The sequence below is a fragment of the Paenibacillus kyungheensis genome, from assembly GCF_028606985.1.
GTDB lineage: Bacteria > Bacillota > Bacilli > Paenibacillales > Paenibacillaceae > Saccharibacillus > Saccharibacillus kyungheensis.
In genome coordinates, this window is sequence record NZ_CP117416.1 from 5040965 (window position 1) to 5066626 (window position 25662).

A 25662-nucleotide genomic window follows, 5' to 3' on the forward strand; every position below is an offset into this window, starting at 1 on the left:
AAAACGTTATATATTGTCCATGAAAAGAAAGTAACAAACTGAAAAAAATCATGATTATTCGTTTTTTTGCTGATTATTAAAGCAATACGAAAGCAATTGTTGCTGATCTTCATCTGTTATTTCGCGCTTACTGTACTGATCCTTTGTATATTGTGACAATATATTGTTCCAGAACGATTGAGTATGATGATTTCGTGAGGATGCATTGGTCTGTAGTTCCCAATCGCCTCGATATTGGTCAAATACGTGAATAGCTGCTTGCTGAGCGACTCCTTGTCCACGAAATGGACGCATAACAAAAAACTCGTTTAAGTAATATTGCGCTTGAGAACCATCAGGGATATAAGGAGGAGTCGCTATCAAAGCAAATCCAGCAGGCACGCCGTTCACACGAATAATCCACGGATATAGAACCCCTGGATGTCGCCACCAGATCAGAAACGCATCGCTTTGCTGGTGAAGCGTAGCATATTGTTCTTCATCAAATATGCCTTGTGAATTCGGCTGACGCTCCCATATCTCTGACAGATCGTACAAGTAATATGGATACATATTGCATATGATATGTGCTTCTTCTTCCCGGCACAGAGTTACCTGAATATGGTTGTTCGTATCGTGATTCATCTTATTCTCCTATCTGCATCATCTGCCGGATTCCATTTCCATTCTATAATGACATAATCGCTATATTCACGCCGTATCGTGGCTCCGCACCGCTCGATATACGTATGATGTAATTTGGCATAAGAGCGTTCATTTTTGAAAATATGCGCAGCCAGTAGACGATATCCTTCAGCCGATAATGTATCTCGCAACAGCGTAATTACAGGTACAGCTAATTTGAGATCTTGATAATTGAAATAGATTTGAAAATCACTGATATAGACCGCATCCAGCCCGCACCCTTTCTCAGAAGGATCATCTTCTGACTCGGTAGGCTTAGCAGCTTGTGAATATGTGACCTTGAGATACCCGATCAACAACATCGAAGCAGGCGAAATGGTAGATTGATCATCCGATACAATCGTAGAACTATCTGTAGACCCTTCGAGCGCTGGTTCTGGTCTGTGCATATAGATATTTAGACTATGGGAGTGCGGTTCAAATGCAATATAAAAATCGCCAATTACACGACTGCACAGTGGAATATACCCGTCTGGCATAGAGCACTCCTGCCTGTTATTCATTATTTTTGTAGAAATTGAATTGTAAATTGAATCGCTTCTAATGCTTCTTGCACAAATGCTTTATTTTCTTTTTCCCATTCATTCGGATCGTCCATAAATGAATCATCTAACCAATCTTCAAGTCCAGCCACGATTTTGCGACGTTCATTAGGTGCAGGTGCTTTTCCACGTAATGCTTGAATAGCACTGCGCATCACTTTGCAAGAAGATTGGATAAAAGGATAATCGTCTTTATCCCATGCTTTGGCATTATCCATATCGTAAAAAGCAATCCATTTTTCGATAATTGAAGCGGCTTGCTTTGGTTCTAACTGAGGCATATTGCTATTCTCCATTTCTATAATTAAAAATTGAACTATAACCTACTACGATCTCGCTGATTTGCTCATTGAAGCGGAGCGACTCTGGGACTCGTCTGCGATTCGTTGCAATTGATCTGACATATATATGTGAGTACCTGACTTGGAGGTCTGAGCGATCCGATACATCGCTCGTGCAACGTCACTTGCTTCGATACCTCGATATTTGCGAAGAGGACCTATCATTAGAAATGATAGTGCTTGAGAGACTACAGCACCGAATTGCTCTCCTGCGCGGCTATTTTTGCGTTTGCCTAGCAATAAGGATGGACGAACAATCGATAATGAAGAATAACCAACTTGTTGTAACCGTTGCTCCATATCTCCTTTGGTACGTGTATAAAAAATACTGGATTTGGGATCAGCGCCCATCGAGCTGATCACGATAAACTGCTTGGCTCCTTGTTTGTACGCCACCATAGCGACAGACACCGGATACAATACATCAATCTCGATCATCTGCGCTTGCGTTCCTGCTTGCTTAATCGTTGTACCGAGACAGCAAAAGACATCATCTGCTTTCATCTCTGCTCGATAATCTTCTAATCTACGATAATCCACTACGATCTGTTGCAACTTCAGATGTTGTAGTTGTTGCACAGGTTCACGGACAAGAGCAATCACTCGTGTATATTCTGTGCTATCTAATAACTGACGCAACAACTTTTTGCCCACAAGACCTGTTGCTCCAGCGACGAGTGCTGTTTTACCGATCACAACGATCATCTCCATTCTGCGCATCATCTTGGTTCTCTATCTTCTTTATTATCAAGATATCACCGACAAATTGCAAAATAAAATGATCGTTGGATCAGCAGTCTTTTTTTATAATAAAAACGAAGCGCTACTTCCATTGGTATGAATAATATAATCTGCACCCAAACCACGATAAATTAAGCGTGATTGGCTGCCTTCTGTAATGACATATAGCTTATCAGATGTCCATGCACGACAGATCTGGATATAACGACAACATAACGGTAGACTACGTTCAAATAAATAGATTTTGCCAATATTCAATTGCGGGATACGCCATAAGTCTTGTCGCTGAGTATCTATTACTAGAATATGCTCAATACCTATCTTTTCAAATCGAAGCTGATCTGCCTGACTGTTCACTATAATAGCAAACGGTATTTTTTTAACTTTGAGTAATTGAATAAATTGCTCCCCTGCTACTGTAGCAGGCGATACCAGTACAAATTCCTGTTCGTACTCCATGCGTGTTCGCGCTCCTCCACTCATTGTAGACAACAAAAAAAAGCCGTTAGAAGAGGACCTCTTCATCAGCTTCTAAGACAGGAGCAAAAAAGCCCCTGATATGGCATAGATGACTGTTGTCGTCTCTCTTATTGCAGCTTACGAGGTTAGCTGACGGATTCGGAAGTAAGAGTCTCCCTACAGATAGATCAACCTGAGCTGTCGTCTCTGATTCACCCCTGAATAGATCTCTAATACCCTGTCTATTCGTATGGTTCCCCCGCTTTCTGAAAGGTCTAGATTTAGCCTTTCAGCCATTAAGCTGTAATGAACTTGAATGAAATCATACGCCCGCCTTTTTCGTTTGTAAAGCAGTCTGACTCTTCATAAGGAGTGAATTTGAATCAATTCCTTTATCTTTTGAGCAGTATGCTCTTATTTTCATCATTCCATCCTTCTTTTTCTGCTGTTTGCGCAGTATTTATATAAACGGTTGTATCAGCAAGCATGATAGCCATTAGAACGTGATTGAGACCAATGAATCCGATTACATCGTTATTTTCAAGCATATAAAGCCTATTAAAAGCTTAGATTTGATTTTACTTCTACCCTTAACGGTACTATGATTGCTAACAATATCTGACATCAAAAAAGTGTGCCGGTTACTGATTTATCTGGTTTTACTATGTATAGAGATAGCGATTTTATTTGAAGGAGTGTAGATTTGAGATGAGTTTAATTTCGCCGATAGCGCCTGCTAGCAATACTGTATCCACGGTGGATCTGGCTACACATCATATTCATTCGATTGAAGTGTTCCAGTATGATAATCATCTGCTTGCGTTACCTGATATGGATGGGTATCTGCATTGTGGGCTGTTAAAAATAGCAAGTCATGGGATTACCGGTTGGGCGGAATATTCGTTTACCGATCAGGTTCAACATTTAGACCTGGTGAAATGGTGCCGGGTATTCTCTACGCTGAAAAAATGCTCGCTACAGCAAGCACAATCTCATATCGCTCAACATCATGCTAGCTGGGGAGATGTGCGTAGTCAGGTGATGGTAGAGGCTTTAACTGATCTATGCAATCGTCTACAAGATCCGCCCGATGTATGGGCATCTTCTGATATACTGGTGAATCATGCTTTTTTGTTAGATTATACAATCGCTTATTATTCCTTTTAAATAATTATGGTTAATGGATCATAACTACCTCAATAAAGGAGTGTATCTAGCTTGAATTCTGAAAAGATTATGGTCTGTGTGTATTATGGACCCAATGGAGAACGATTGATCAGGCGTGGTATTCATTTATCTCAACTTATTCAGTCTCCACTTTGTGTATTAAGTGTAATCGATCAACCTCTCGATGAAATGGATCAACAACAAGAGAACTATGTAGCGTTATGGCGTAAATTAACAGAAGAAGCTGGCGGTCATTTTGTGCTTTTAGAAAGTAACGGACAAGAAGCGGCTGATATTATTACTTCTACCGCTCAACAACACGATATTACGCAACTTATTATTGGACAATCGGCTCAGACTCGCTGGCAAGAAATTATAAAAGGTTCGATCGTAAACGATCTACTGGAAAAGCTGGGAGCGATCGATCTACATATTGTAGCGGTACAGCGTATGCAAGCCCATCTCGAAGAAACCCATGAACAAGGCGTAGATGTAGACGTGATTCAGACTTCGCGCGGATACGAAATTGCGTATGAGACGCATGGTCGACCGATCATTACAGAAGGTATCTTTTTCAAAGATATGCATACAGACTTCGATAATGGATTGCTCAAATTATGTATCGACGGGCAATATCAATATCTGAAAGTATTCAAAGGCAAGTTGATTGATGAATTGGTATTGGAACCTCATTCGGTGTAATATAGCGACTGTCGATCATATATTCATTACTAGCCTGCAATCCCTTCATCTATCAAGGGGTTGCAGGTAATTTGCTATGCGATCAGGGGTATCAATTGGAATATATTTTGATTATCAAAAATTTATATTCAAAAATGTTGTTAACTATAATCTTTCTCACTGTGCTCCTTACCTAGACATGATAATGTGAAGTTGTTCCCTTCCACTATCTCATATCAATAAAGGAGTTTATTGAATTATGAAAACAGGATTTGTTGTGATTACAGGCGCGTCGTCAAGTATAGGAGAAGCTACTGCCAAACTTTTTATCGCTAAAGGACATAATGTATTGTTACTTTCTCGTCGTGAAGATCGATTAAAAGCATTTGCTGGTCGTCAGGTGATGAAAGCGATTATTGATATTACAGATCGACCTGCTCTGGATCAAGCGATTGCAGAAGCAGAAGAACATTTCGGTCCGGTCAAAGGGATTGTAAATAATGCAGGTCGAATGTTGCTTGGTGATATTACGACTCAAGATCCAGCAGAATGGCAAGAGATGTATAATACCAATGTCATTGGACTTCTGAATGGGATGCAAGCTGTACTTCCATCAATGATTGAGCAAAAGTCAGGTACTATTATCAATATCAGCTCGATTGCAGGTAAAAAAACATTTGCCGATCATGTCGCTTATGGTGGAACCAAATTTGCTGTTCATTCAATCAGTGAAAATGTACGCGAAGAAGTAGCTCCGCACAACGTACGGGTCGTTACGATCTCTCCTGGATTAACTGAGACCGAGTGGAACGATCAGACGACCGGAGAAAAAGCTAAACTCAACTTAATGCCACAAACGATTGCAGATACGATTTACTTTGCATTCAGTCAGCCTCAAAGTATCAATATTCGTGAGATCGCTCTAGCTCCAACGCAACAACAAAGTTAAGTGTATTGACTATAGATATACGATCAATGATGGCTCTAGCATAGAACAAACACCATAGACTATATAAAAAAGCCCTCCTTTGATATGGAGAGCTTTTTGCGTTATATATTAATGAGTTTCCCCTACAATCGTCACATCGGCTACATAAGAACCTGCCCATAATAAAAATGTAAATCCTTCTTCTAACGGATCATCGGGATCGGTCAGAAATTGAACTTCTGCATACGTATTCCAAGAATCTGGCAATGATTCTGTAATTCGAATCTGGATATTCCATCCTTCCTCTGTAGGATCAACAGTAGAAGAATACAAGTCTACATTGAGTTGTTGATCGGTTAACCATTTCTGCTGTGGCAACGAAGTGGGATCTATATTCCATTCGATCAATGCTTGAGTTACCATCATATTTCGCTCCTTTGGTGCTGTAAGATAATATACTTTTCGATCCAAATTAAGAAGATCCATCGCTACGAAGCGCTCGTATTGCGCGGTAATCTGCCCAGTTAATCGACTGCCAGGATTGTTCTTTTTCAAATAAATAAGCTTTATCCTGACGGAAATAATGCTGAGATGCAGGCAACAGTGTCGCACTTCGCTGTAACAATACAGGAATCGCATCACTGGACAAATTGTTGAGATAATCGAAATCAATCTGTCCTGTCTGTTCATATCGATCTAAATTCTGCACAGCGATAATTCGATCCATCCCTACATAATTCACAACCACATAAGCGGTAAGCGCAAGCACGATATAACATTTGACAAGTGGTACCTTTTTCCAATAGATATGCAAGCCTGCGACCAGTAATAATACACCGAGAAAGATCATAAACGCATGCACAAGAAAACGGGTATACGTATATCCATAAGCTTGTTCATATAAGATAAGACGGGCAAATGCTGAATATAACATCACACCAGAGCAAATCAGTAAAATATACAACATACTATTGTTGATACGGCGCAAGATCAGATTGCTGTCTGCCATATACAAAAGTACACATACCATAATTACAAAGTTCAATGAAGTCACCATGACCAGTTCAACAAATCCACTGCGAGCATACTCTGCATAAGAATGCCCATCTGGAATCTGCCCTTGCCCTGCACCGAATAAGTAAGAGAACTGCACCACTACAAAGAGCACATACACGATATTAATCAAGATCAGTATCGTCGCCATAATAATAGGATCAATGCGTATGGGATGACGCTTAGCAACAGGAGACGCTAATAGCGGTTGCGGTCCATAGACAGGCGGAACAGGTGAAGATAGACCGACTCCAGAGGCAGCAGAAGCTGAACCGGGTAACGGTTGTTGTCTATAATCAACGACTGGCGGATAGATATAGGGTTGTACAAATCCCCACAAATATCCGAAAAAGATCAGTCCTCCAATCACAATCCATAGCACGCGAAAACTACCTTCTCCAAACGACAGTCCATCAATCCAGTTCGGCAATGTAGATAATAAATTCCCAAATATGCGATCAGCCGATGTTAGCAGACTGATAATAATCAATAGTAGCGGAAAGGCAATCACCAGACCGATTAATATTTTGGTTACGATTTTCTTTTTTTCCTGTTCCATTTTGCCTGTAGCAGCATTTTTGAGTATACGAAAAGGAGTAACCCAATGTCGTACTGCTTGTGGAATCACATGATCCAGTGCGTCGATCAACAGCTTGGGACGATGCCACGATAATCTGCGATGACTTAACATATAAGCAAGATGCAAAAAGATCAGACAAGGCACAAACAAAGCATTCAGTACCATAAAAATCGGATTGGTGAACAATCCATATGTGAGTGACAGTAAAATAATAACGGTCATCGCAAAACGGCTAAACCATGATCCTGCACGTAGCTTGTCCCCTGCATAAGTGTACATATACAAGTAAAATAAAAGAATAAATACCGGATACGAAATCCCCAGGCTATGCCCGTAAAATAAATACTGATGAACAGTCGCCAGTCCCAACGCGCCAAGCAAAGCAATCCACGTCCGATGCTTAGCCACGATCAATTTCTCGTACATTTTCGATCTCCTTTTTTTGAAAGTGCATCACTGTAGTAACCTATTTAGCTAACATATCCTATTTTTCTTATGGTCGCGCTTATCATCTGTTAGGTTTGTTGTTATTTTTATTGTAGATGATAAAATAAGAAGATAAAGAGAAGAATTATTTTATTAAATTTCCTATTTTAATAAATATATATTTCTAGCCTGCCCGCCCCACATTACAATCATTGAGGTGTCTCCATGCTCGGAGCGGAGGGAAAGAAATCGTCCGTAAGAAGCGAAGCGTTCGCCTTTGTAGCCGGATTTTGACCGCTACAGCGGTTATCCAAAAAATCCGGCTACAACAGCGATCGACAGGATGATTCCTTTCCCGAAGCGGTCCCTAGCATGTAACCCAAGGAGTATAATCCCTATGAAATTACATCATCAGTTTTTGTTATTACATTCACAGTATGGTCAGCATAGCGAAGTGCAGATTACATTAGATGAGTTAGCGACTACATTTGAGTGTACCCATCGTAACGCACTGAATTTAATCACACGAATGACAGAACAAGGATGGATCCAGTGGAGTTCACAACGTGGACGTGGACGGCGATCGACACTGACTTTTATTATTCAGCCTGAAGAAATTGCTATTGAGTCGATGATGCAGACGATTCAGCGCAAAGACATTCAGCAGACGTTAACCGAGATTCGGCAATATGCTCAATCCTCTACCTTAGAAAATCGGGTACAAGATTGGCTATTTGGCTACTTCGGCCCTCATTCCGAAATACAACGCAATCGACAGGTCGATACGCTACGATTACCGATTCGTCAGCAGATTCATACTGTCGATCCGCTATATATGAATTTGCTAGCCGAATCGTTTGTATCCAGTCATATTTTTGATGGATTGGTACGACAAGCTTCACATTCACAGCAGATTATTCCTCATCTTGCACATGCCTGGGAAGTGAATGAACAACGTACAGTGTGGACATTTTTTCTACGAAAAGAAGTCATGTTCCATCACGGGCAAATGATGACAGCAGACGATATTGTGTATACATTTCAGCGATTGATGGAGACTTCGCAACCGATGTTGTATCGCTTTATCGCCAAACAAATACAGTCTGTACAGGCACTCAACAACAATACAGTGCAGATCATATTGAAGCAACCGAGTGAATTGTTTTTGCCTTTTTTGTGCACCAGTCGAGCGGCGATAGTACCGAACGGATTGAACCGAAGAGGAGAAGAATTATTCGGAGTGAAGCCTAGCGGTACAGGCCCTTTTCGGATGGTAGAAATGAGTAAAGATAACTGTGTGCTGGAAGTGTTTAAGCCTCATTTTCAAGGACGAGCGCATCTGGATCAGGTGGAGATTATTCATATCCCATGGAATGTAGCACCCGATCAGCTAGAACAGCCTGATCGTCAATCTCCTTTTCATATGATGCATCAGCATACCTCGGGTTCAGCATCAGAACAAGGAGCTTGGAGCCAGATGCATTCCCCTGTAACGGTACGCAAATTCGTCACCTATAATACACGCAAAGAAGGATTACTACGTGATCCGCATATTCGCGCTCATATCAGTCGGTGCCTGCAATATGCGCGTGAAGCAGAGTCTTTAGCGATAACCAGCACTATCTTCGAAAATAGTTCCGATCACATCGAAAATTATACAGAAAACAATTCTACTACGAATAATAATACTTCTTCTGCATCTCATGATTCTTTGGATATGAATAGCCGTTCTAACTACAGTTATCCTAAAAAGCTTCATCCTGAACTGGATCAAGCAACGATAGCACAGATCGCCGAGACACCGCTTCGAATCCTCACGATTCCACAGTACCGCAAAGATGCTCACTGGATTGCGGATACCTTACAGCAAGCAGGATATCAGTGTAATGTGGTATCTACGCCTGTAGAGCAATTTAAAGGCAGTGTACGGATGGAATCCGATCTGATCGTCTTTTCACTGACAAGAGATCAAGATGAGCAACTACGATTATTCGATCTCTATCGCACATTAGCCAGTCATGTGGAGCATCATACGGTGATCGATATTGAGCATTTGTTAGAACAGATTCAGCGGCAACCTGATCCGCTTATCCGTACTCAATATTTTCAGCAGATCGAAGATCGATTACTGGCAGAATATCAATTGCATATTTTATATGAAAAGCCTTTTCAGACGACATATCTTCCTTCTGTACGCGGAGTTACTTTTAACAGTCAGGGCTGGGTCGATCTGCGTCATATCTGGTTCCCACCCAAATTATAAAATGTGACTCTATCTAATTTTGACAAAAAAGATGTAGCTGTATATGAAAAACCCTGCTTCCTTAGTGAATCAGGAGCAGGGTTTCATTTATTGCAGCTTCACTTGTATTCTAGTGTATTATCTAGTATTTCAATGTAACGACTGGACAATTACTTTCTTTATCGAATCGGCATCGTAATCTCATCGACATAATTGGTCGCCATCATTCGCTCTACTTCAGCTGGATGGTCTGTCTGACCAAGCACCCACATCATTTTGGTTGTTAGTGCTTCAGTAGTCATATCGTAGCAAGGGATAACACCTTTTTCGAGTACCTTTTGCCCGACTTCATAGATCGTCAGATCGCCACCTTCATATAGACACTGAGTAGTGACTACAATGCTGATGCCGCTTTTAACCAACTCTTCGATCTTATCGATCAGATTGATTTCTTTGAAAGGCACACCACCCATACCGAATCCCTCAACGATAATTCCTTTATATCCTAACGCTTTGACCGCATCGAAAATATCAGGCTGCATACCAGGAATCAATTTGAGTAGAAATACATTAGGCGAATAATGATCATTGTATACATGCCCTGCTGGACGCTGAGTATGTGGAATCTCATTATAGACAATCGTATCTTCTTCCAGATAACCGATATACGGATGGTTAATACTTTCAAATGCATTGTAACTTTTGGTTCTGACTTTGGAAGCACGTGCTCCATTAATGATTTTGCCATTAAAAACAACGAATACGCCGGATAATTCAGTGGATGCTGTACGGAACGCATCTTTGATATTAATACGTGAATCACTATGTTCTGCCAGTACCGATACTTGAGAACCTGTAATGACCACAGGCTTATCCAGTGCACCTAACATAAAGCTAAGGGCGCTTGCTGTATATGCCATCGTATCTGTTCCATGAGCAATAACAATACCATCGTAATGAGGCAAATGTTCATGGACGGTCTGAGCAATCGTCACCCATTCTTCCGGCTGAATATTGGTGCTGTCTACACTCATCAAAGTCATCGCTTCAATATTACAAATATCTTTGAGTTCTGGCACAGCGGCAACAATATGTTCTGCGGATTGAGTAGGAGTAAGTCCTCCACCTTGCTCGCCAGAAGAAGAAATAGTACCGCCTGTATTGATAAACAAAATATTTTTCATTAGTGTAAGTCCCTCCGCTGTTCTTTTACCGCTATACTAGCCTTGCTTGCTCATTTCAGTATATCACTCAAAGTGCCTTTTTTCCTCTTCTATTCTGGATATAATACGCCAGATAACACAGCACCATAAAGGCAATTCCACAATAAAAAGCAAGACTTTGATTAGGGTCAAAAGCAATCCCGATACAAGAAGCAAAACAGAGTACAAATGCAGCAATCGGCACAATCGGATACAGTGGTGTTCGGTACTTCAGCTCGCTAAGATGATGCCCATCACGTACAAATTGACGACGGAACATGTATTGAGAAGCCGCAATTCCCATCCAGACGACCACGACAGCGAACCCAGATACCGATACTAAGAAAATATAGATCGTGTCCGGCGCAACGACACTGGATAACAGCGATAATCCACCGCCAACCATACTGATAATCATCGCGTTCAGTGGAATACCTGATGAAGTCAGACGTGAAAATACAGAAGGCAACATTTTTTCTTTGGATAATGACCATAACATCCGTGAAGAAGCATATAGCCCTGAATTCGCCGCAGACAATAATGCTGTAATAATCACAAAGTTCATAATATCTGCTGCATATGGAATCCCAATTCGATCAAATACAACAACAAATGGACTTTCGATTACTCCTGCATCTCGCCACGGAATCAACGCAGACAGAACAAAAATCGTACCGACAAAAAAGATAATCAATCTTCCGACTGTTGCTTTGATCGCGCGCGGAATCGTTTTGTCTGGATCTACACTTTCCCCTGCTGCTATCCCGATTAATTCTGTACCGGAAAACGCAAAATTCACTGATAACATCGCCATAAAGATCGGCAAAATTCCGTTCGGAAATAGCCCGCCATCACTGGTGAAATTACTAAATAACGGTGCACCCGCTCCTGCTTCTCGCATCGGAATAACACCAAACACAGCAGCTCCACCTAATATAATAAACAGTAAAATAATCGCGACTTTGATCCCTGAAAACCAGAACTCGGCTTCTGCAAAAAAACGCACTGAAAAAGCATTTAACAGAAACACAAGTAAAGCAAATACGCCACTCCACATCCAGACCGATGTGTCCGGGAACCAGCGTTGCATCAACAACCCTGCTGCGGTAAATTCAGAACCGAGCGCTACTGTCCATGTTAACCAGTACATCCATGCCACCATATAACCTGTACCCGGCCCGATAAACTTGGCAGCATACGCATGAAAAGCTCCTGTAACCGGCATATGCACCGATAGCTCTCCCAGACATAACATCACTAAATACACAATCACAGCGCCCACTAGATAAGCAAGAATCGTTCCGAGTGGCCCTGCTTGATTGATCGTATAACCGGAACTTAGAAATAACCCTGTTCCAATAACACCACCCAAAGACAACATCACTAGATGTCGGCTTTTCATTTTCCGCTGAAAAGTACCTTCTTCTATACCTGTTGCTTCAACTTGCTCTTGCTCTAATGCCATCGTCCCCCGACCTTTCCTAGCTTATCTTCGAAAATAGCAAACCTTTGACAGAATCTATTTCGTTAGTTCATGATTTCTTTAATTTGAGCAATATCTTGAGGTGTCGTCCGACAACAACCGCCGATAAGACGTGCGCCTTTGTTATACCATTGATGTGCTTGTTGACCGTAATGTTGATCACAAGAGTTACCATGCCATGTTTTGGTCACCGGATCATATTGTTCACCCGAGTTCGGATAGACAACAATAGGCTTATCGGTGCTTGTAGCGATCTGCTCGATCAGTGATGGAATATATTCCAGCGCTGTACAGTTAATACCCACTGCCGCTACTTGCTCATGAGTGTGTAACCATTTTGCACAATCAGCTATACGTTCTCCATTGCTAATATGCTGTTGGTCTTTGGCACTGAAGCTAATCCATGCGTAGGAACCCGGGAACTCTTCTAGCACTTTGACGATCGCACGTGCTTCGACCAGACAAGGAATCGTTTCACAAGCTAAAATATCTGCTCCAGCTTCGATTAATAATTGAATCCGTGGACGATGAAAATCGATCAATTGCTGTTCAGTCAGATCATAGTCTCCTCGATATTCAGAACCATCTGCCAAGAAAGCACCATAAGGCCCAACAGAAGCAGCGACAAGTGGCTTAGGACGATCATATTGATCGGTTGGTTGGAGTGTATCGGCTGATCCTTCGATCGGTTGCTCTGTACGATATTTTTGCACATAGGTTGCCCAGAACTGGTCTCTAGCTTCTACAGCGATCTGCACTGATTTTTGTATTAACTGAATAGCTTCTTGTTCTGTGTATCCTCTAGCAACAAAGCCTTCGATAGTCGCTTGATAGCTAGCCGTTATCGCACAATCTGCGCCTACTTCAAAATATTGACGATGCACATCAGCGATCAATTCAGGATTTTCAATTAATAATTTGGCAGACCAGAGACTATCATTCAGATCAGCGCCCTGACGCTCTAATTCGGTTGCCATTGCTCCATCCAACACCATAAGTGGAAAGTGTTGCAAAATATATTGTATAGGATTCATGTTTTACTCCTTTTATGCGGTAATGTGAATGAGTCTGAACGTATTCTAGATGATTATACATCCTTTGTAAACCTTCATCCTACTCTTCAAATACATCTTTTTTAAAAGACCGATGAAAGAGGAAATCAATATCATATACCATTTTAGATATAGATGCTGTAAAAATTATTGTTGTAAGCCTTTTCCTAAATGATGTAGAATAATGTTATTAATTGGTTTATTTATGTGTATTAAGGTTCTTATGGGTTCAAATGGTTATCTAAAAGCTATTGAGATTACAACGAAAGGAGGAAAATGTTAACGTTAACAATTAAAGTAGAACAGATGTATAGAGGAGTTACATATGATAGTCATTATAAAGCGAGGTGCCATTCACAATGGAACGAACGATTAAGACACGTCATACACTTGCTTATGGAAGCGGTAACATCTTAGGAAGTGGTGCACTGGCTGTTAGTGGAGCATGGTTATTATACTTTTATACTACTTTTTGCGGACTATCTCCTGTTCAAGCGGCATTAATCTTTTCGATTGCGAGTATTGTTGATGCAGTCAGTAATCCTATTATGGGTTTTGTCAGCGACAATTTCCACCGGACACGACTCGGGCGACGGTTTGGACGACGTAAATTTTTTATTATGCTAGGTATTCCTTTGATGCTAGTCTATCCGTTGATGTGGATGGATGGTTTTGGATTCTGGTATTACTTATCTACTTATATACTATTTGAATTGATTTATACATCGGTAATGGTTCCTTATGAAGCACTTGCATCAGAGATGACACGTGATTTTGGAGCACGTTCACGTCTCACAGGCTGGAAAGCGATGTTTGGTAAAATGGCGAACTTTGCAGCTGCTTTTATTCCCGGGCGCTTTATTGCTGAATATGGCAAAGATTCACCGTTACCGTTCTTTTATACAGGGTTGGTGTTTGCCGGATTATTGATTATAGCATTGATCTTTCTGTATAAAAACACATGGGAACGTCCATCCGAAGAATTGCAAAAAGAATTGGCAGATGAAGCTCCACTGTCATTTATCGATTCAATGAAAAAACTGTTTATCGATATTTCTTCAACGTTTCGGGTCAAAACGTTCCGTCATCATTTGGGGATGTATCTAGGTGGATTTTCAGCAGAATGGTTATTCACATCTGCATTTACGTATTTTATTGTATTTTCTTTATTTCAAAGTTCAGAACAAGTATCCAATCTTAACAGCTTTAACTCGGTTATTCAGTTGATCTCTACCTACTTTTTTATCCAATTCTGTGTACGTAAAGGATTCAAAATGCCATTTATTATGGCACTTACGATTGTCTGCTTCAGTGTCGCAGGATACGGTATTCTGTATCTGACCGGTGCTTCTAATATGATGGTCTGGTTGTATGTGATCACTTTATTTATGGGTCTGGGTACAGGCGGTGTCTATTATATTCCATGGAATCAATATACATTTCTAGCCGATGTCGATGAAGCACTCACCGGACGCAGACGAGAAGGCATCTACGCGGGGATGATGACATTTGCAGGTAAAATGGTTCGAGCTGTCGTCGTATTTATACTCGGCTGGGTATTACAGTACTTTGGCTTTGTCTCCAAAGCATTAACACAACCGGTCAGCGCGCAACATGCTATTTTCGGTGTACTCGTATTTGGAACGATTATTTTAGCGATTGTCGGTATTTTGGCTACACTTGTAATGAAATTGACGATTGATAATCACAAAAAAATGATTGACGAGATTGATCGACTCAAAGCAGGCGGTTCTATGCAAGACGCTACACCTGAGACACGTACTATTTTTGAACAACTGACTGGATTTGCTTATGAACGCTGTTGGGGACACAATAATGTAGGTTACAAAAACGTTCCTCGCGATCAAAGTATTCCTGTCAAAACATAATAAAAGCGCTTTGGAATATGTACTTCTGTTATCTACACTCAATGCAGTGTACAATAGTGACAGTAAGCAATATCCGTTTAAACAGTCGTTATTTCAACTTTTTCCGCTTTATTATGTAAGCACTTCTATTTACTTATATTCCAATAATAAGTAAATAAAATGCAACACAAATTAATGATTGAGGTGAATAGTGTAATGACAAGTACAGTATATGATGTAGACACAATTCAAAATTGGGCAGCACGAATGAGCGATTCTGTGATGCAGCGTACTCCTGAATTGAAGCACAAATGGGAATACGACAACGGTGTTATTTTCAAAGGGATGGAACTGGTATACGAGTTAACGCAAGATCACAAATACTTAGATTATATTCGTACTAATATGGACTTTTTTATTGAAGAAGCAGGGGGTATTCGTGGTTATACGGTTGACGAATACAATATTGATCACGTGAACAATGGTAAATTATTATTCCCTCTGTATCGTGCAACCGGTGAAGAGCGGTATCGTATCGCCGCAGATCTGCTACGTCAGCAATTGATGAATCATCCACGTACCAGTGAAGGCGCATTCTGGCATAAGCAAATTTATCCGTACCAAATCTGGTTAGATGGGCTGTATATGGGTGCTCCATTCTACGCCGAATATATTCGTGAATTTGCCGATATCAAAGACTATAGCGATGTGACGCAACAATTCAAATTATGCTATCAACATACACGTGATCCACAGACAGGACTGCTCTATCACGCATGGGATGAAAAAAAAGAGCAACCGTGGTGTGATCCTGAAACAGGGTTATCCAAAAATTTCTGGGGACGTTCAATCGGCTGGTTTGTGATGGCATTGGTCGATGTACTCGATATTTTGCCAGAAGATCATGAAGATCGGGATGCTATTATTCAGATGCTTACAGAAACGATGGAAGCATTGATGAAAGTACAAGATCAAGAGAGTGGTGTATTTTATCAAGTTCTAAACTTGCCAGATGCGAAAGGCAATTATCTAGAATCGTCAGCTTCTTGTATGATTCTGTATGCTGTTACCAAAGGACTGCGTAAAGGTTATCTACCCGAACGCTATCGTGTCAAAATGGAGCAGATTCGCAACGGAATTATTGAGGAATTTATCACGATTACCGAAGAAGGTCTGATCAATCTGAATAAAACTTGTCAGGTTGCTGGTCTTGGTGGTAAAGACAAACGCGATGGCACGTATGCTTACTACATTAGCGAACCGATTATCTGTAACGATCCCAAAGGAATCGGTGCTTTTATTCTAGCGATGGCTGAAGTTGAACTGTTGAACCAACCTGTGAAATAAATAGAATTGGCAGATAGAACACTCATACGATCTAATTTCCGATCTATAAAAGATAGTCCTATCGAATAAGCGCTGTGAAGCTGTAACGATTCTGTTATCGCTTCACAACGCTTGTTTTTGTTTTATGATGAGAAGAGCAATGATCTCAAAGGAGGTACCATTTCTATGAAATTGATTGATACTGCACCGCTCGTCTCTCAACTGACTGAGCGAGAATTATATAGTTGTCTGATCGTCCAACAGGGCGTGCAAATTTTAGATTATTATCGTGAGCCTGATCAAAAAGAGGTTCCACTCAAAATCAATTCCTGTACCAAAAGTATATTGTCTAGCCTAGTGAGTATTGCGATTGATCAAGGTATTATGCCTGCTCCAGATACAGCGATCTCTACTTTTTTTCCACAGCTTCATCAAGACCCTGATCCACGTAAAGCTCAAATTACAATCGAGCAGTTACTTACGATGTCTGCTGGATTCAACTGGACTGAATTTGGAGGACAACATTCATTTCCTACAATGAGCAAAACGTCCAATTGGATTGAATTTGTACTGTCGCAACCGCTTGTTCATGAGCCTGGCACCGTGATGGAATACAATTCAGGTTGTTCGCAGTTGTTAGCGACGATTCTAGCGCGCACGTCAGGACAATCTGTAGCTTCTTTTGCTGAACAGCATCTATTTGCACCACTGGGTATTAATCATTATATCTGGGAGACTGATCCGCAAGGTGTACATACAGGTGGATTTGGACTGCAACTACCTCCAGCGGCGATGCTACAATTTGGATTGTTGTATTTACATGAGGGCAAAGTGAACGGGAAATCATTGATTCAATCATCCACTGTACGACATGCTACAAGCCCATTAATCGCTGTAGATAGCCCGCAAAAAGCACATTACGGTTGGCACTGGTGGCATTCTTCTTTTACATTGGACAGCCAGCCCAAAGTCGATATTCCCTATTATTATGCACTAGGGTTCGGCGGACAGTATATTGTCGTTGTGCCTTCTTACGAGCTAGTCGTTACAGTATCAGCAGACCGATTCAAACGCAAGCGCACACCGCTTGATGTATTTCGCGATTTTGTAGTGCCTTTGCTAGAAGAACAAGACGTATAATCATGGTACCTAGCGTATACATGTGATAAATAAAATATACAAAAACACGACTACGATTATAGGCAGTCGTGTTTTTGCTATTTCGTTATTATTAAACTTGTTATACTGTCATTCCTAGAAATTGATCCAATCGATTTTTTTGAAGCCAGTGATGACGGTAATGCATATCAATAATCGTAAACCATTCCTGAGCGTTTAAATGCCCAAAGCGCGGATGAGCTACTGTATATTGTGGATTCACTGTTGCTAAAAGAGGCTCAATATTCTGCATACGTGCACGCACTTGTTCTAATCCTTCTAGCAATTCAGCTTTGGTAGAAGGTTGTGTGGGTGTATAAAATGGAGAAGCTGGAACCTGTACACGAATAGGTGGAAAATTGCCTAATTCCAGTATTGCTTCCCCTGCATAGGTTTTGTAGTTCACTTCGGTAATCTCTTCTTCTGCTTGCTGACGCTTGATACAGGTATCAATATTGGCAAGATGCATCTGTTGCGCCGATTGTATCAAATGATTGTACATTTGACCGAGTGACCATTGTTCTGCCTCAGGTTGTAACGTTAACTGTTCAATACTATACGGTTCCAACGCTTGAATATACTGATCGACTTCCTGTTCAAATTGTTGCAGTACCTTTTTCGTATCCATCAATATCTTCTCCTTGGGCGCTTCACGATCTGAAGTAGCGATCTGAGCGGTTGATTTGTATTTACTATACAAAAACGCTACTGACAACATTATGTCAGTAGCGTTTTAACATATTATTTATTTTTTCAATTATTTGTAATCGCAACGATGTTGGTTCTAACACAGTCACCTGATCTCCCCAACTCAAGATCCAGAAAAGCACATCTTCTACCTGCCGTACACGTAGCGTAACGATCGTAGCAGATGGTTCTTCTTCTATTTTTTCGATATAAAAATTACCCACTTCTTGAATACGTTCGGTCATATGTGGATCAAATTGTAAACGTATCAACATGTTCCGATCATCAGGCGGGCGGTACTCGGATAATTTGAAATGCTCGGGTAAAACAAAGCTATCCTGTAATTCCACCAGATCAGAAATACGTGACAACCGAAAATGCCGAATATCTTGCCGTAATTCACAATAAGCTACCAGTACCCAGTGATTCGTATTAAAGGCTAGACCGTATGGACAGACTGTTCGTGTAATAGCAGAATGATGTGGCTTACTATATCCAAATTTTAATTTGCGTTTTTGGACAATCGCTTGTCCGATCGGTTCAATATATTGCCTGTCGTCTATTGTCGCTAGTGTTCTTTGTTGAGCCAATAAGCGAATCCCTTCACGCATCGGATTCGATTGTTCACGTACGATAGCTGGCAAAATAGATTCGATTTTGCGCCGGGCCACTTCTGCATTACGGCGATAATGTTGTCCGAATTGCTGTTCTACAAAATCGGTGCCGATTAATAAAGATACTGCTTCAGAAGCTGTAAAATGAACCGGTGGCAAAAAGTACCCTTCCATTAACAAATAGCCTTGCCCGGGAGAACCAAGCAATGGCACACCTGCTTCACTGAGTGCTTGCATATCGCGGTAGATCGTCCGTACGCTGATCTCAAAGATACTCGCTAAATCTTCTGCACGTACCCACGATTTGCGCTGAAGCTCCAGTACAATCGCTAACATGCGCTCTGTTTTGTTCATTGCTTCACCTCATCCGCTCCCACAATTACTATTTAAAAATACTATACTGTTATTTACTTTGTTTGACCAACTTTTTACGGATAGCTATCTATAATCCACAATCATGACTGGGTAGCACAAAAAACCGTTACTGCATATTTACAGTAACGGCTAGGTAAGGATGAATTTGTACAAATATTACGTGGTTTGCGAAGAAATCCCTGTCTTCACTTGAGTGCTATCTCCAGCATCAGATGCCATAGCACTCGAATTTTCGTTGTCCTCTGGATTGTCGAACATTTCACCTTTACGCGATAAAATAATATTTAACAAGACCGCTGTAATCGAACCGGTCACGATCCCGTTTTGCAAAAGAGTCTGGGCAAAGCTTGGCAATTGACCAAACATATCTGGCAATACCGCAGAACCTAATCCAACAGCAATACTACATGCTACGATCATCAGATTGCGATCATTACGCAAGTTCACTTCTGACAGGATCGAGATACCCGATGCCGCTACCGATCCGAACATCACGATCATTGCTCCGCCTAATACTGCATTTGGAATCACAGTCGTAAGAGCTGCTAATTTCGGCAATAAACCAAGTACAATCATAATACCGGATGCTGCAAAAATGACATTACGTGTTTTGACTTTGGTAAGCGAAATCAGCCCTACATTTTGAGAGAACGCTGTATACGGAAAAGCATTGAAAAATCCACCTAACATAATCGCTAGACCTTCAGAACGAAGTCCGTTGACGATCTGTTTTTGCTCGACTTTCTGCTCAATCGCTTTCCCGACCGCAATATACACCCCTGTCGATTCAACCATACTCACAATATTAACAATGACCATCGTAACAATGGCGGTTAAGCTAAATTCCGGTATACCGAAGTAAAAAGGCTGTGCTACACGTACCCAAGAAGCATCTCCTACCGAACCGAAATGCACCATCCCCATACTATACGCAACAACAGTACCGACAAATAATCCGACCAATACCGAGATCGAACGCAAAAATCCTTTAGCCAGACGATTGACTAACAAAATCACTAATAACGTTATTAGGGCAAGCATAAGATTACGAGGTGCGCCAAAATCGCTACTGCCTTGTCCGCCTGCTACATTGTTCATCGCTACTGGAATCAACGATAAGCCTATAATCGTTACGACCGAACCGGTAACGATTTTCGGGAAAAAGCGAAGCAGTCGACCATATAATGGCGCGATCAAGACAACGAATAATCCAGATAAAATAATCGCTCCATAGGCGGTGGCGAGATTCGAGGTCGACGCGATGGCAATAATTGGCCCTACAGCAGTAAACGTACATCCCAATACAACCGGCAATCCACTACCAAAATAACGTGTTCCTAGTACTTGTAGCAATGTAGCAATCCCGCAGGTAAATAAATCGGCGGCGATAAGATAAGCCATTTGTTCGGCAGTCAGATGCAAGGCTCCACCGACAATAAGTGGTACAGCAATCGCACCTGCATACATCGCCATCACATGTTGAAGCCCTAGTGTAAATATTTTGCGTCTACTTAACATGGAGAATCCTCATTTCCAGAAGCTACGGTCACCAGAGAAGGAATCAATGGTGTCTCTTCGATAAAATCAACATGCCCTGGAGACATCGATGAAATGCGTGCTAGCGATTGAATCGGAATCTGGCGTTCTTCCAGTAGTCCGCGTCCCTCCTGGAACGTCTTCTCGATCACACAACCGACACCAACCAACGTTGCTCCTGAAGCTTTGACGATATCTGCTAGACCAACTAGCGCCGCTCCTGTGGCTAAAAAATCATCAACGATCAAGATACGGTCTTCTTTATTCAGATAACTTTGGACGATCGTCACTTGATACGTTTCTTGCTTGGTAAATGAGTGTACAGAAGCCGCATAGACCACATCACCTTGCGTGATCGCTTTTTTCTTTTTGGCATAGACGAAAGGAACACCCAAAGCAATTCCCGTTGCCATCGCAAATTGAATCCCGCTTGCTTCGATCGTTAACACTTTAGTGATCTTTTCATGGGCGAAAAGTCGGGCGAATTCTTTGCCGATCTCAACCGCTAATCCAGTATCCACCTGATGATTCAGAAATGAGTCCACTTTCAATACCTTTTCGGACAAAATCTGTCCTTCCTGACGAATACGTTCTTGTAATTCTTTCATATGTTCTCTCTCCTTTAGAATAACGATGTAATTTGTGGGGAAATAAAAAAGACAGACTTCCTTGAGTGATTGCTCTCAAGTGAAGTCTGTCTGTATCGATCCTCTATAATCATCATGTCCAATTATAAAAATACGATCTGCATAACAATGTATTGATCCCAAGCGAACGTTATCGCTATGCTCCAATACATGCTTCACTCATAGTCAGATCATTACAGTGGTGATCCGGTAGAAACTTTTGGGCCATATTCCCAATATTATATGAGGACGATTGCCGATTCCTCGCGCAATCTGTATAAAATTATATATGTATACTACACGTATTCATGTAACGTTTCAAGAATAATTTTCACATTTTCATAAGAGAAGAGCCTTTATAAGATATTCTCTTTCAACAAATACATGTAATTACATATACTTCTATTCATTATCTATTTCAAACAATCCCACGAATCTCGTCTAGCGACTGTACCTTTTCCTTTTCCATCCAAGCAGTGAGTCCAGATACCAATTCCTCACCTGCATGTAAATTCACAAAATTATACGTCCCGATCTGCACGGCTTCGGCGCCTGCCATAATATATTCAATCATATCTTCTACCGAGCTAATCCCGCCCATCCCGATCACTGGAATAGAGAGTGCTTGAGAGACTTGATGCACCATTCGTAGCGCTATCGGCTTGATCGCAGGGCCAGATAGACCTGCATACGTATTTTGAAAAGCACTACGCCGCTGAGCAATATCGATCTTCATCGCTGAGAAGGTATTCACCAGCGATACAGCATCCGCACCTTCTTGCTCACACATATACGCCATTGCGACAATATCCTGTGCATTAGGCGATAATTTGACGATCAACGGAATACGAGTAACCTGTCTAACTTCTCGTACAATCTGGCGAGCCACTTCGGTATCGACTCCGAACTGAATACCGCCTTCTTTGACATTAGGGCATGAGATATTCAGTTCCAGTAGATCAACAGCCTTCTGTCCCTGACGTTGACGGAGATCGCAAGATTCGCTGATCTGCGCCGCACCAGTTACGTATTCTTCCAGATGTGCTCCGCCCAAATTAGCAATAACCACCGCCCCACTGGCAACCATATGATCTAATTCATTTTCCAGAAAAGACGTTATGCCTGGATTCTCCAACCCGACACTGTTCATCATACCTGATGGTGTCTCCTGCACACGACAACCGGTATTGCCTGAACGTGGATGCAAAGTCAGACCTTTACTCGCTATCCCGCCAAGTATACTGAGATCGTACAACTCGCCATATTCTCGTCCGAATCCGAATGTTCCAGAAGCCATAATGATAGGATTACGCAGTGCTACGCCTGCTAGATTACATATGAGAGAGGTCATTCCAGTTCACCTCCTCTGCTGTAAATACAGGGCCTTCTTTGCACACACGAGCATTGCCGTTCACCGTCTGAATTGAGCAAGTGAGGCAAGCGCCGATACCACATGCCATTCGTTTTTCTGTTGAAATGTATAATAATGTGCGCGCATGGAGTGATTTTATTTTTGTAGCCAAAGCTTGTAACATACCCGCAGGCCCACAAGCCATAATGACTGAATACAATCTAGGGTCTACGATATCAACGATATTGGTGTGTTGCCCCTGAGTGATATGAATCTGCTGGCTGTCCTGTAGGATCTGCTCGAAAGACTCGACCGCAAAGGAATGATGATTAAATCCTACATAAATATCTGCCTGACGGTAATGTTTAGCCGCTAATAGCAACGGTGCTACTCCCATTCCTCCGCCAACCAAAGCAACCGATTCAGAAGGATCAACGACCGGGAATCCATTTCCAAAAGGGCCGGACAATTGCAATTCCTGTCCTACCGATAAGCTTGCTAATAGAGCTGTTCCTCTACCTGTCACTCTATATAAAAAGGCGATATAATCATCGCCTTGATCATGAATACTCAGCGGACGAGACAGCAAAGGATCGGTTATAGCAATCCCCTGCGTAGCACGATGACGTATCATATAAAATTGTCCCATTGCTCCTGCCCATTGACCTGCTACCTTGATCACATACACGCTTGGAGATACTTCTATATTTGAGATAATCGTTGCCATTCACACTTCCCCCTTTTCACCGCTCACTATCTTACAGGGAAGTGTAGGATTTGGTTGTAACTATTTTCACAGTTGTCTTATCTTTTTAATCGTTTATTTAGCGTACTAGATTAATATTCAGCAGACTAAGCCCTATCACTGTTAACAAAATAAAAGCAGTCATCATCACATGTACTTTGCGGTACATTACCAGAATAGCGATATATTCGCGGATAAAAGCATTTGGTAAATAATAAAATGCAGTACGTGAACCCACACCATCGCCTGTAATCCCTGCTTCTCGTGCATAGATACCTGCGCGGAATAAATGGAAATTGTTCGTCACAAATATACAGGAATATGGATTACCTTCCATCAATGCATCCATTTTTTGTTTGGAAAATTGCATATTTTGTAGTGTATTTACAGATTGATTTTCGACAATAATCTGATCATTAGGGATTCCTTTGGATCGCAGATAATTGCGTATCGCTTCTGCTTCAGCAATCGCTTCGTCACTACCCTGTCCACCTGAAGCAACAAATCGAGGGGGTGATTGTATTTTTTGTTGTCGATAATAAAAAGTAATCGCACGATCAATACGACTTGCTAATAGCGGGGGAACACGATCTTTAATCAATCCACTGCCTAAAATAATAATAAAATCTTGATTGAGCTTTACTCGGTTGAGGTTGTACAAAGTGGAGGATACCAGATAACAAATAAATAAAAATCCATAATACACAAAGCATAACTGAATAAAGATAATAACAGGTTGCAAAATACCGACCGAAGGCATCAGGAATGTAATAACAGGTAAAGTCGCTATCCCTATGCCTACAAGCAAAGATAGCAAGTTAGGTAATTTCCAGCCTTCTTTGGATAATAACGTACGTCCATTGTAGATCAGTGCAATTCCAATCACTAATAACATGACAGGAGCAAGTAATACTAGAATAAGTACTAATAATAGACCGATATATGGAATAACCCCATCCAGATTACTGATTGCATACACAATCGAACTGAACAAAAGAAGCAATATTCCAATCGTCAGAAAGACTCCATTTCGTACCCGCCGCTGATCGATTGCGTAATTGATAACGAACAAGATAAGAAAAAAGACAGTCAAACTGTATATATAAATCACGTATTTTCCTCCTGTTGTCTATGTTCCATTTTGATCATTCAGACTTCTTTTTTAGCATATCGGGTTGGTACGATAAATCAACTTACAATACTGTAAGGTAGACGTAAGCCAAATCGATAGTACACATAGCTAGTTGGTTAGTAAAGTAGATCGTAAGATCTCTACACGAAAGGAACGATCATTATGCGTAACGGAACTAAGCTTTTACTATTTGTACTCACGATAGTTATCTTGCTTGTTATCACATTGGTTAGTCAATTATCTGAGAAAGACCTGACCAAACTTAATCCGTTGATTCCTAAGCAAATCTATTATGTACAAGTTCATAATTCGTCTTCTAATACTTCATCTTCACAGGATACAACTGTCGAATACACATTACCCGCATGGGATGACAAAGGAAACCCTCAAACGATTACATTTTTCGGTATGCATTCATTACGTGAAGGTGCTTATCTCCAATTAACACTCAAAAATCAACAAGTGCTATCTTATAAGGAAATTTCTTATGACCAGATTCCCACAGTAGTCCAATCCTATTTGCGTCACTAACTATTTATTGTACCGTTGAGAGCTACTTCATCTCATAACAGGTTGCCAGTCTATAAATAATTAGAATACTTCTTTTATGTAAAAAAAGGACTCTCTTTTCTTCGTGTTTGCGATAACATGAAATAGAAAAGA

Annotated in this window: 25 protein-coding genes and 2 riboswitches; of the genes, 8 read left to right on the plus strand and 17 right to left on the minus strand. The window is 41.1% G+C overall.

Features of this window, described 5'->3' with window-relative positions; translation table 11 throughout:
* Positions 1-54: 54 nt before the first annotated feature.
* The 5 genes from PQ456_RS21865 to PQ456_RS21885 form a co-directional block, all read right to left on the minus strand.
* The gene (locus tag PQ456_RS21865; protein ID WP_273614112.1) at positions 55-624 is read right to left on the minus strand and encodes a GNAT family N-acetyltransferase; all 570 of its coding nucleotides are present in this window, start codon (positions 622-624) and stop codon (positions 55-57) included.
* Positions 621-1163 carry a hypothetical protein gene (locus PQ456_RS21870; RefSeq protein WP_273614113.1) on the minus strand — a complete coding sequence of 181 codons (543 nt, stop codon included), beginning with the start codon at positions 1161-1163 and terminating at the stop codon, positions 621-623. Before PQ456_RS21870 ends, PQ456_RS21865 begins: the two co-directional genes overlap by 4 nt.
* 23 nt (positions 1164-1186) lie before the next feature.
* Positions 1187-1507: a hypothetical protein gene (locus PQ456_RS21875; RefSeq protein WP_273614114.1), complete on the minus strand. Its 321-nt coding sequence runs from the start codon at positions 1505-1507 to the stop codon at positions 1187-1189.
* A 45-nt stretch (positions 1508-1552) separates the two neighbouring features.
* Positions 1553-2290: an oxidoreductase gene (locus PQ456_RS21880; RefSeq protein ID WP_273614115.1), complete on the minus strand. Its 738-nt coding sequence runs from the start codon at positions 2288-2290 to the stop codon at positions 1553-1555.
* Positions 2291-2371: 81 nt separating this feature from the next.
* Positions 2372-2767 carry a hypothetical protein gene (locus PQ456_RS21885; protein ID WP_273614116.1) on the minus strand — a complete coding sequence of 132 codons (396 nt, stop codon included), beginning with the start codon at positions 2765-2767 and terminating at the stop codon, positions 2372-2374.
* Positions 2768-2887: 120 nt separating this feature from the next.
* A riboswitch (cyclic di-AMP (ydaO/yuaA leader) is annotated at positions 2888-3064 on the minus strand.
* Positions 3065-3475: 411 nt separating this feature from the next.
* On the opposite strand from PQ456_RS21885, the gene PQ456_RS21890 reads away from it, so the two are divergent.
* The 3 genes from PQ456_RS21890 to PQ456_RS21900 all read left to right on the plus strand — a co-directional run bounded on the left by PQ456_RS21890 (position 3476) and on the right by PQ456_RS21900 (position 5564).
* Positions 3476-3934, plus strand: a complete 459-nt coding sequence (locus PQ456_RS21890; RefSeq protein WP_273614117.1) for a hypothetical protein — start codon at positions 3476-3478, stop codon at positions 3932-3934.
* Between the two features lie 51 nt (positions 3935-3985).
* Positions 3986-4636 (plus strand): universal stress protein, encoded by a 651-nt coding sequence (locus PQ456_RS21895; RefSeq protein ID WP_273614118.1) that lies wholly within the window; start codon positions 3986-3988, stop codon positions 4634-4636.
* A 238-nt stretch (positions 4637-4874) separates the two neighbouring features.
* Entirely contained in the window at positions 4875-5564 is a 690-nt protein-coding gene (locus PQ456_RS21900; RefSeq protein ID WP_273614119.1) for an SDR family oxidoreductase, read from the plus strand.
* Positions 5565-5672: 108 nt separating this feature from the next.
* Here the strand turns inward: PQ456_RS21900 and PQ456_RS21905 are convergent, their stop codons facing one another.
* Positions 5673-5966 carry a hypothetical protein gene (locus PQ456_RS21905; RefSeq protein WP_273614120.1) on the minus strand — a complete coding sequence of 98 codons (294 nt, stop codon included), beginning with the start codon at positions 5964-5966 and terminating at the stop codon, positions 5673-5675.
* A gap of 49 nt (positions 5967-6015) precedes the next feature.
* Complete coding sequence (locus tag PQ456_RS21910; RefSeq protein WP_273614121.1) at positions 6016-7602, minus strand: DUF4153 domain-containing protein; 1587 nt, start codon at positions 7600-7602, stop codon at positions 6016-6018.
* Positions 7603-7999: 397 nt separating this feature from the next.
* Here PQ456_RS21910 and PQ456_RS21915 point away from each other — a divergent pair, with 397 nt between their 5' ends.
* Complete coding sequence (locus PQ456_RS21915; RefSeq protein ID WP_273614122.1) at positions 8000-9865, plus strand: ABC transporter substrate-binding protein; 1866 nt, start codon at positions 8000-8002, stop codon at positions 9863-9865.
* A gap of 158 nt (positions 9866-10023) precedes the next feature.
* On the opposite strand, the gene PQ456_RS21920 is transcribed toward PQ456_RS21915, so the two are convergent.
* From PQ456_RS21920 to mmuM, 3 genes are all read right to left on the minus strand, one after another.
* Positions 10024-11028 carry an asparaginase gene (locus tag PQ456_RS21920; protein ID WP_273614123.1) on the minus strand — a complete coding sequence of 335 codons (1005 nt, stop codon included), beginning with the start codon at positions 11026-11028 and terminating at the stop codon, positions 10024-10026.
* Between the two features lie 67 nt (positions 11029-11095).
* Positions 11096-12511 (minus strand): amino acid permease, encoded by a 1416-nt coding sequence (locus tag PQ456_RS21925; protein WP_273614124.1) that lies wholly within the window; start codon positions 12509-12511, stop codon positions 11096-11098.
* A gap of 62 nt (positions 12512-12573) precedes the next feature.
* Positions 12574-13563, minus strand: a complete 990-nt coding sequence (mmuM, locus tag PQ456_RS21930) for a homocysteine S-methyltransferase (protein ID WP_273614125.1) — start codon at positions 13561-13563, stop codon at positions 12574-12576.
* A 377-nt stretch (positions 13564-13940) separates the two neighbouring features.
* On the opposite strand from mmuM, the gene PQ456_RS21935 reads away from it, so the two are divergent.
* The 3 genes from PQ456_RS21935 to PQ456_RS21945 all read left to right on the plus strand — a co-directional run bounded on the left by PQ456_RS21935 (position 13941) and on the right by PQ456_RS21945 (position 17915).
* A complete protein-coding gene (locus tag PQ456_RS21935; RefSeq protein WP_273614126.1) occupies positions 13941-15470 on the plus strand; it encodes an MFS transporter in 1530 nt (509 codons plus the stop codon).
* A 195-nt stretch (positions 15471-15665) separates the two neighbouring features.
* Positions 15666-16796 carry a glycoside hydrolase family 88/105 protein gene (locus PQ456_RS21940; RefSeq protein WP_273614127.1) on the plus strand — a complete coding sequence of 377 codons (1131 nt, stop codon included), beginning with the start codon at positions 15666-15668 and terminating at the stop codon, positions 16794-16796.
* 165 nt (positions 16797-16961) lie between these two features.
* On the plus strand, positions 16962-17915 hold the full coding sequence (locus tag PQ456_RS21945; protein WP_273614128.1) for a serine hydrolase domain-containing protein: 954 nt from the start codon (positions 16962-16964) through the stop codon (positions 17913-17915).
* A 100-nt stretch (positions 17916-18015) separates the two neighbouring features.
* Here the strand turns inward: PQ456_RS21945 and PQ456_RS21950 are convergent, their stop codons facing one another.
* The 7 genes from PQ456_RS21950 to PQ456_RS21980 form a co-directional block, all read right to left on the minus strand.
* Positions 18016-18561 (minus strand): DinB family protein, encoded by a 546-nt coding sequence (locus PQ456_RS21950; RefSeq protein ID WP_273614129.1) that lies wholly within the window; start codon positions 18559-18561, stop codon positions 18016-18018.
* Positions 18562-18655: 94 nt separating this feature from the next.
* Entirely contained in the window at positions 18656-19588 is a 933-nt protein-coding gene (locus PQ456_RS21955) for a helix-turn-helix transcriptional regulator (protein WP_273614130.1), read from the minus strand.
* A gap of 177 nt (positions 19589-19765) precedes the next feature.
* Positions 19766-21127: a nucleobase:cation symporter-2 family protein gene (locus tag PQ456_RS21960; protein WP_273614131.1), complete on the minus strand. Its 1362-nt coding sequence runs from the start codon at positions 21125-21127 to the stop codon at positions 19766-19768.
* Positions 21121-21753, minus strand: coding sequence for a xanthine phosphoribosyltransferase (locus PQ456_RS21965; protein ID WP_273614132.1), 633 nt, complete (start codon positions 21751-21753; stop codon positions 21121-21123). Before PQ456_RS21965 ends, PQ456_RS21960 begins: the two co-directional genes overlap by 7 nt.
* A gap of 181 nt (positions 21754-21934) precedes the next feature.
* Positions 21935-22038: riboswitch (purine riboswitch) on the minus strand.
* A gap of 151 nt (positions 22039-22189) precedes the next feature.
* Positions 22190-23122: a dihydroorotate dehydrogenase gene (locus tag PQ456_RS21970; RefSeq protein ID WP_273614133.1), complete on the minus strand. Its 933-nt coding sequence runs from the start codon at positions 23120-23122 to the stop codon at positions 22190-22192.
* Positions 23103-23849, minus strand: a complete 747-nt coding sequence (locus PQ456_RS21975) for a dihydroorotate dehydrogenase electron transfer subunit (protein ID WP_273614134.1) — start codon at positions 23847-23849, stop codon at positions 23103-23105. Before PQ456_RS21975 ends, PQ456_RS21970 begins: the two co-directional genes overlap by 20 nt.
* A gap of 97 nt (positions 23850-23946) precedes the next feature.
* Complete coding sequence (locus PQ456_RS21980) at positions 23947-24978, minus strand: YdcF family protein (RefSeq protein WP_273614135.1); 1032 nt, start codon at positions 24976-24978, stop codon at positions 23947-23949.
* 183 nt (positions 24979-25161) lie between these two features.
* Here PQ456_RS21980 and PQ456_RS21985 point away from each other — a divergent pair, with 183 nt between their 5' ends.
* The gene (locus tag PQ456_RS21985; RefSeq protein ID WP_273614136.1) at positions 25162-25530 is read left to right on the plus strand and encodes a YxeA family protein; all 369 of its coding nucleotides are present in this window, start codon (positions 25162-25164) and stop codon (positions 25528-25530) included.
* Positions 25531-25662 lie beyond the last annotated feature (132 nt).

Coding starts and splice junctions, on each gene's coding strand:
- PQ456_RS21865 (WP_273614112.1), bottom strand. CDS start 624: ATGAATCACGATACGAACAACCATATTCAGGTAACTCTGTGCCGGGAA.
- PQ456_RS21870 (WP_273614113.1), bottom strand. CDS start 1,163: ATGCCAGACGGGTATATTCCACTGTGCAGTCGTGTAATTGGCGATTTT.
- PQ456_RS21875 (WP_273614114.1), bottom strand. CDS start 1,507: ATGCCTCAGTTAGAACCAAAGCAAGCCGCTTCAATTATCGAAAAATGG.
- PQ456_RS21880 (WP_273614115.1), bottom strand. CDS start 2,290: ATGATGCGCAGAATGGAGATGATCGTTGTGATCGGTAAAACAGCACTC.
- PQ456_RS21885 (WP_273614116.1), bottom strand. CDS start 2,767: ATGGAGTACGAACAGGAATTTGTACTGGTATCGCCTGCTACAGTAGCA.
- PQ456_RS21890 (WP_273614117.1), top strand. CDS start 3,476: ATGAGTTTAATTTCGCCGATAGCGCCTGCTAGCAATACTGTATCCACG.
- PQ456_RS21900 (WP_273614119.1), top strand. CDS start 4,875: ATGAAAACAGGATTTGTTGTGATTACAGGCGCGTCGTCAAGTATAGGA.
- PQ456_RS21905 (WP_273614120.1), bottom strand. CDS start 5,966: ATGGTAACTCAAGCATTGATCGAATGGAATATAGATCCCACTTCGTTG.
- PQ456_RS21910 (WP_273614121.1), bottom strand. CDS start 7,602: ATGTACGAGAAATTGATCGTGGCTAAGCATCGGACGTGGATTGCTTTG.
- PQ456_RS21915 (WP_273614122.1), top strand. CDS start 8,000: ATGAAATTACATCATCAGTTTTTGTTATTACATTCACAGTATGGTCAG.
- PQ456_RS21920 (WP_273614123.1), bottom strand. CDS start 11,028: ATGAAAAATATTTTGTTTATCAATACAGGCGGTACTATTTCTTCTTCT.
- PQ456_RS21925 (WP_273614124.1), bottom strand. CDS start 12,511: ATGGCATTAGAGCAAGAGCAAGTTGAAGCAACAGGTATAGAAGAAGGT.
- mmuM (WP_273614125.1), bottom strand. CDS start 13,563: ATGAATCCTATACAATATATTTTGCAACACTTTCCACTTATGGTGTTG.
- PQ456_RS21935 (WP_273614126.1), top strand. CDS start 13,941: ATGGAACGAACGATTAAGACACGTCATACACTTGCTTATGGAAGCGGT.
- PQ456_RS21940 (WP_273614127.1), top strand. CDS start 15,666: ATGACAAGTACAGTATATGATGTAGACACAATTCAAAATTGGGCAGCA.
- PQ456_RS21945 (WP_273614128.1), top strand. CDS start 16,962: ATGAAATTGATTGATACTGCACCGCTCGTCTCTCAACTGACTGAGCGA.
- PQ456_RS21950 (WP_273614129.1), bottom strand. CDS start 18,561: ATGGATACGAAAAAGGTACTGCAACAATTTGAACAGGAAGTCGATCAG.
- PQ456_RS21955 (WP_273614130.1), bottom strand. CDS start 19,588: ATGAACAAAACAGAGCGCATGTTAGCGATTGTACTGGAGCTTCAGCGC.
- PQ456_RS21960 (WP_273614131.1), bottom strand. CDS start 21,127: ATGTTAAGTAGACGCAAAATATTTACACTAGGGCTTCAACATGTGATG.
- PQ456_RS21965 (WP_273614132.1), bottom strand. CDS start 21,753: ATGAAAGAATTACAAGAACGTATTCGTCAGGAAGGACAGATTTTGTCC.
- PQ456_RS21970 (WP_273614133.1), bottom strand. CDS start 23,122: ATGACCTCTCTCATATGTAATCTAGCAGGCGTAGCACTGCGTAATCCT.
- PQ456_RS21975 (WP_273614134.1), bottom strand. CDS start 23,849: ATGGCAACGATTATCTCAAATATAGAAGTATCTCCAAGCGTGTATGTG.
- PQ456_RS21985 (WP_273614136.1), top strand. CDS start 25,162: ATGCGTAACGGAACTAAGCTTTTACTATTTGTACTCACGATAGTTATC.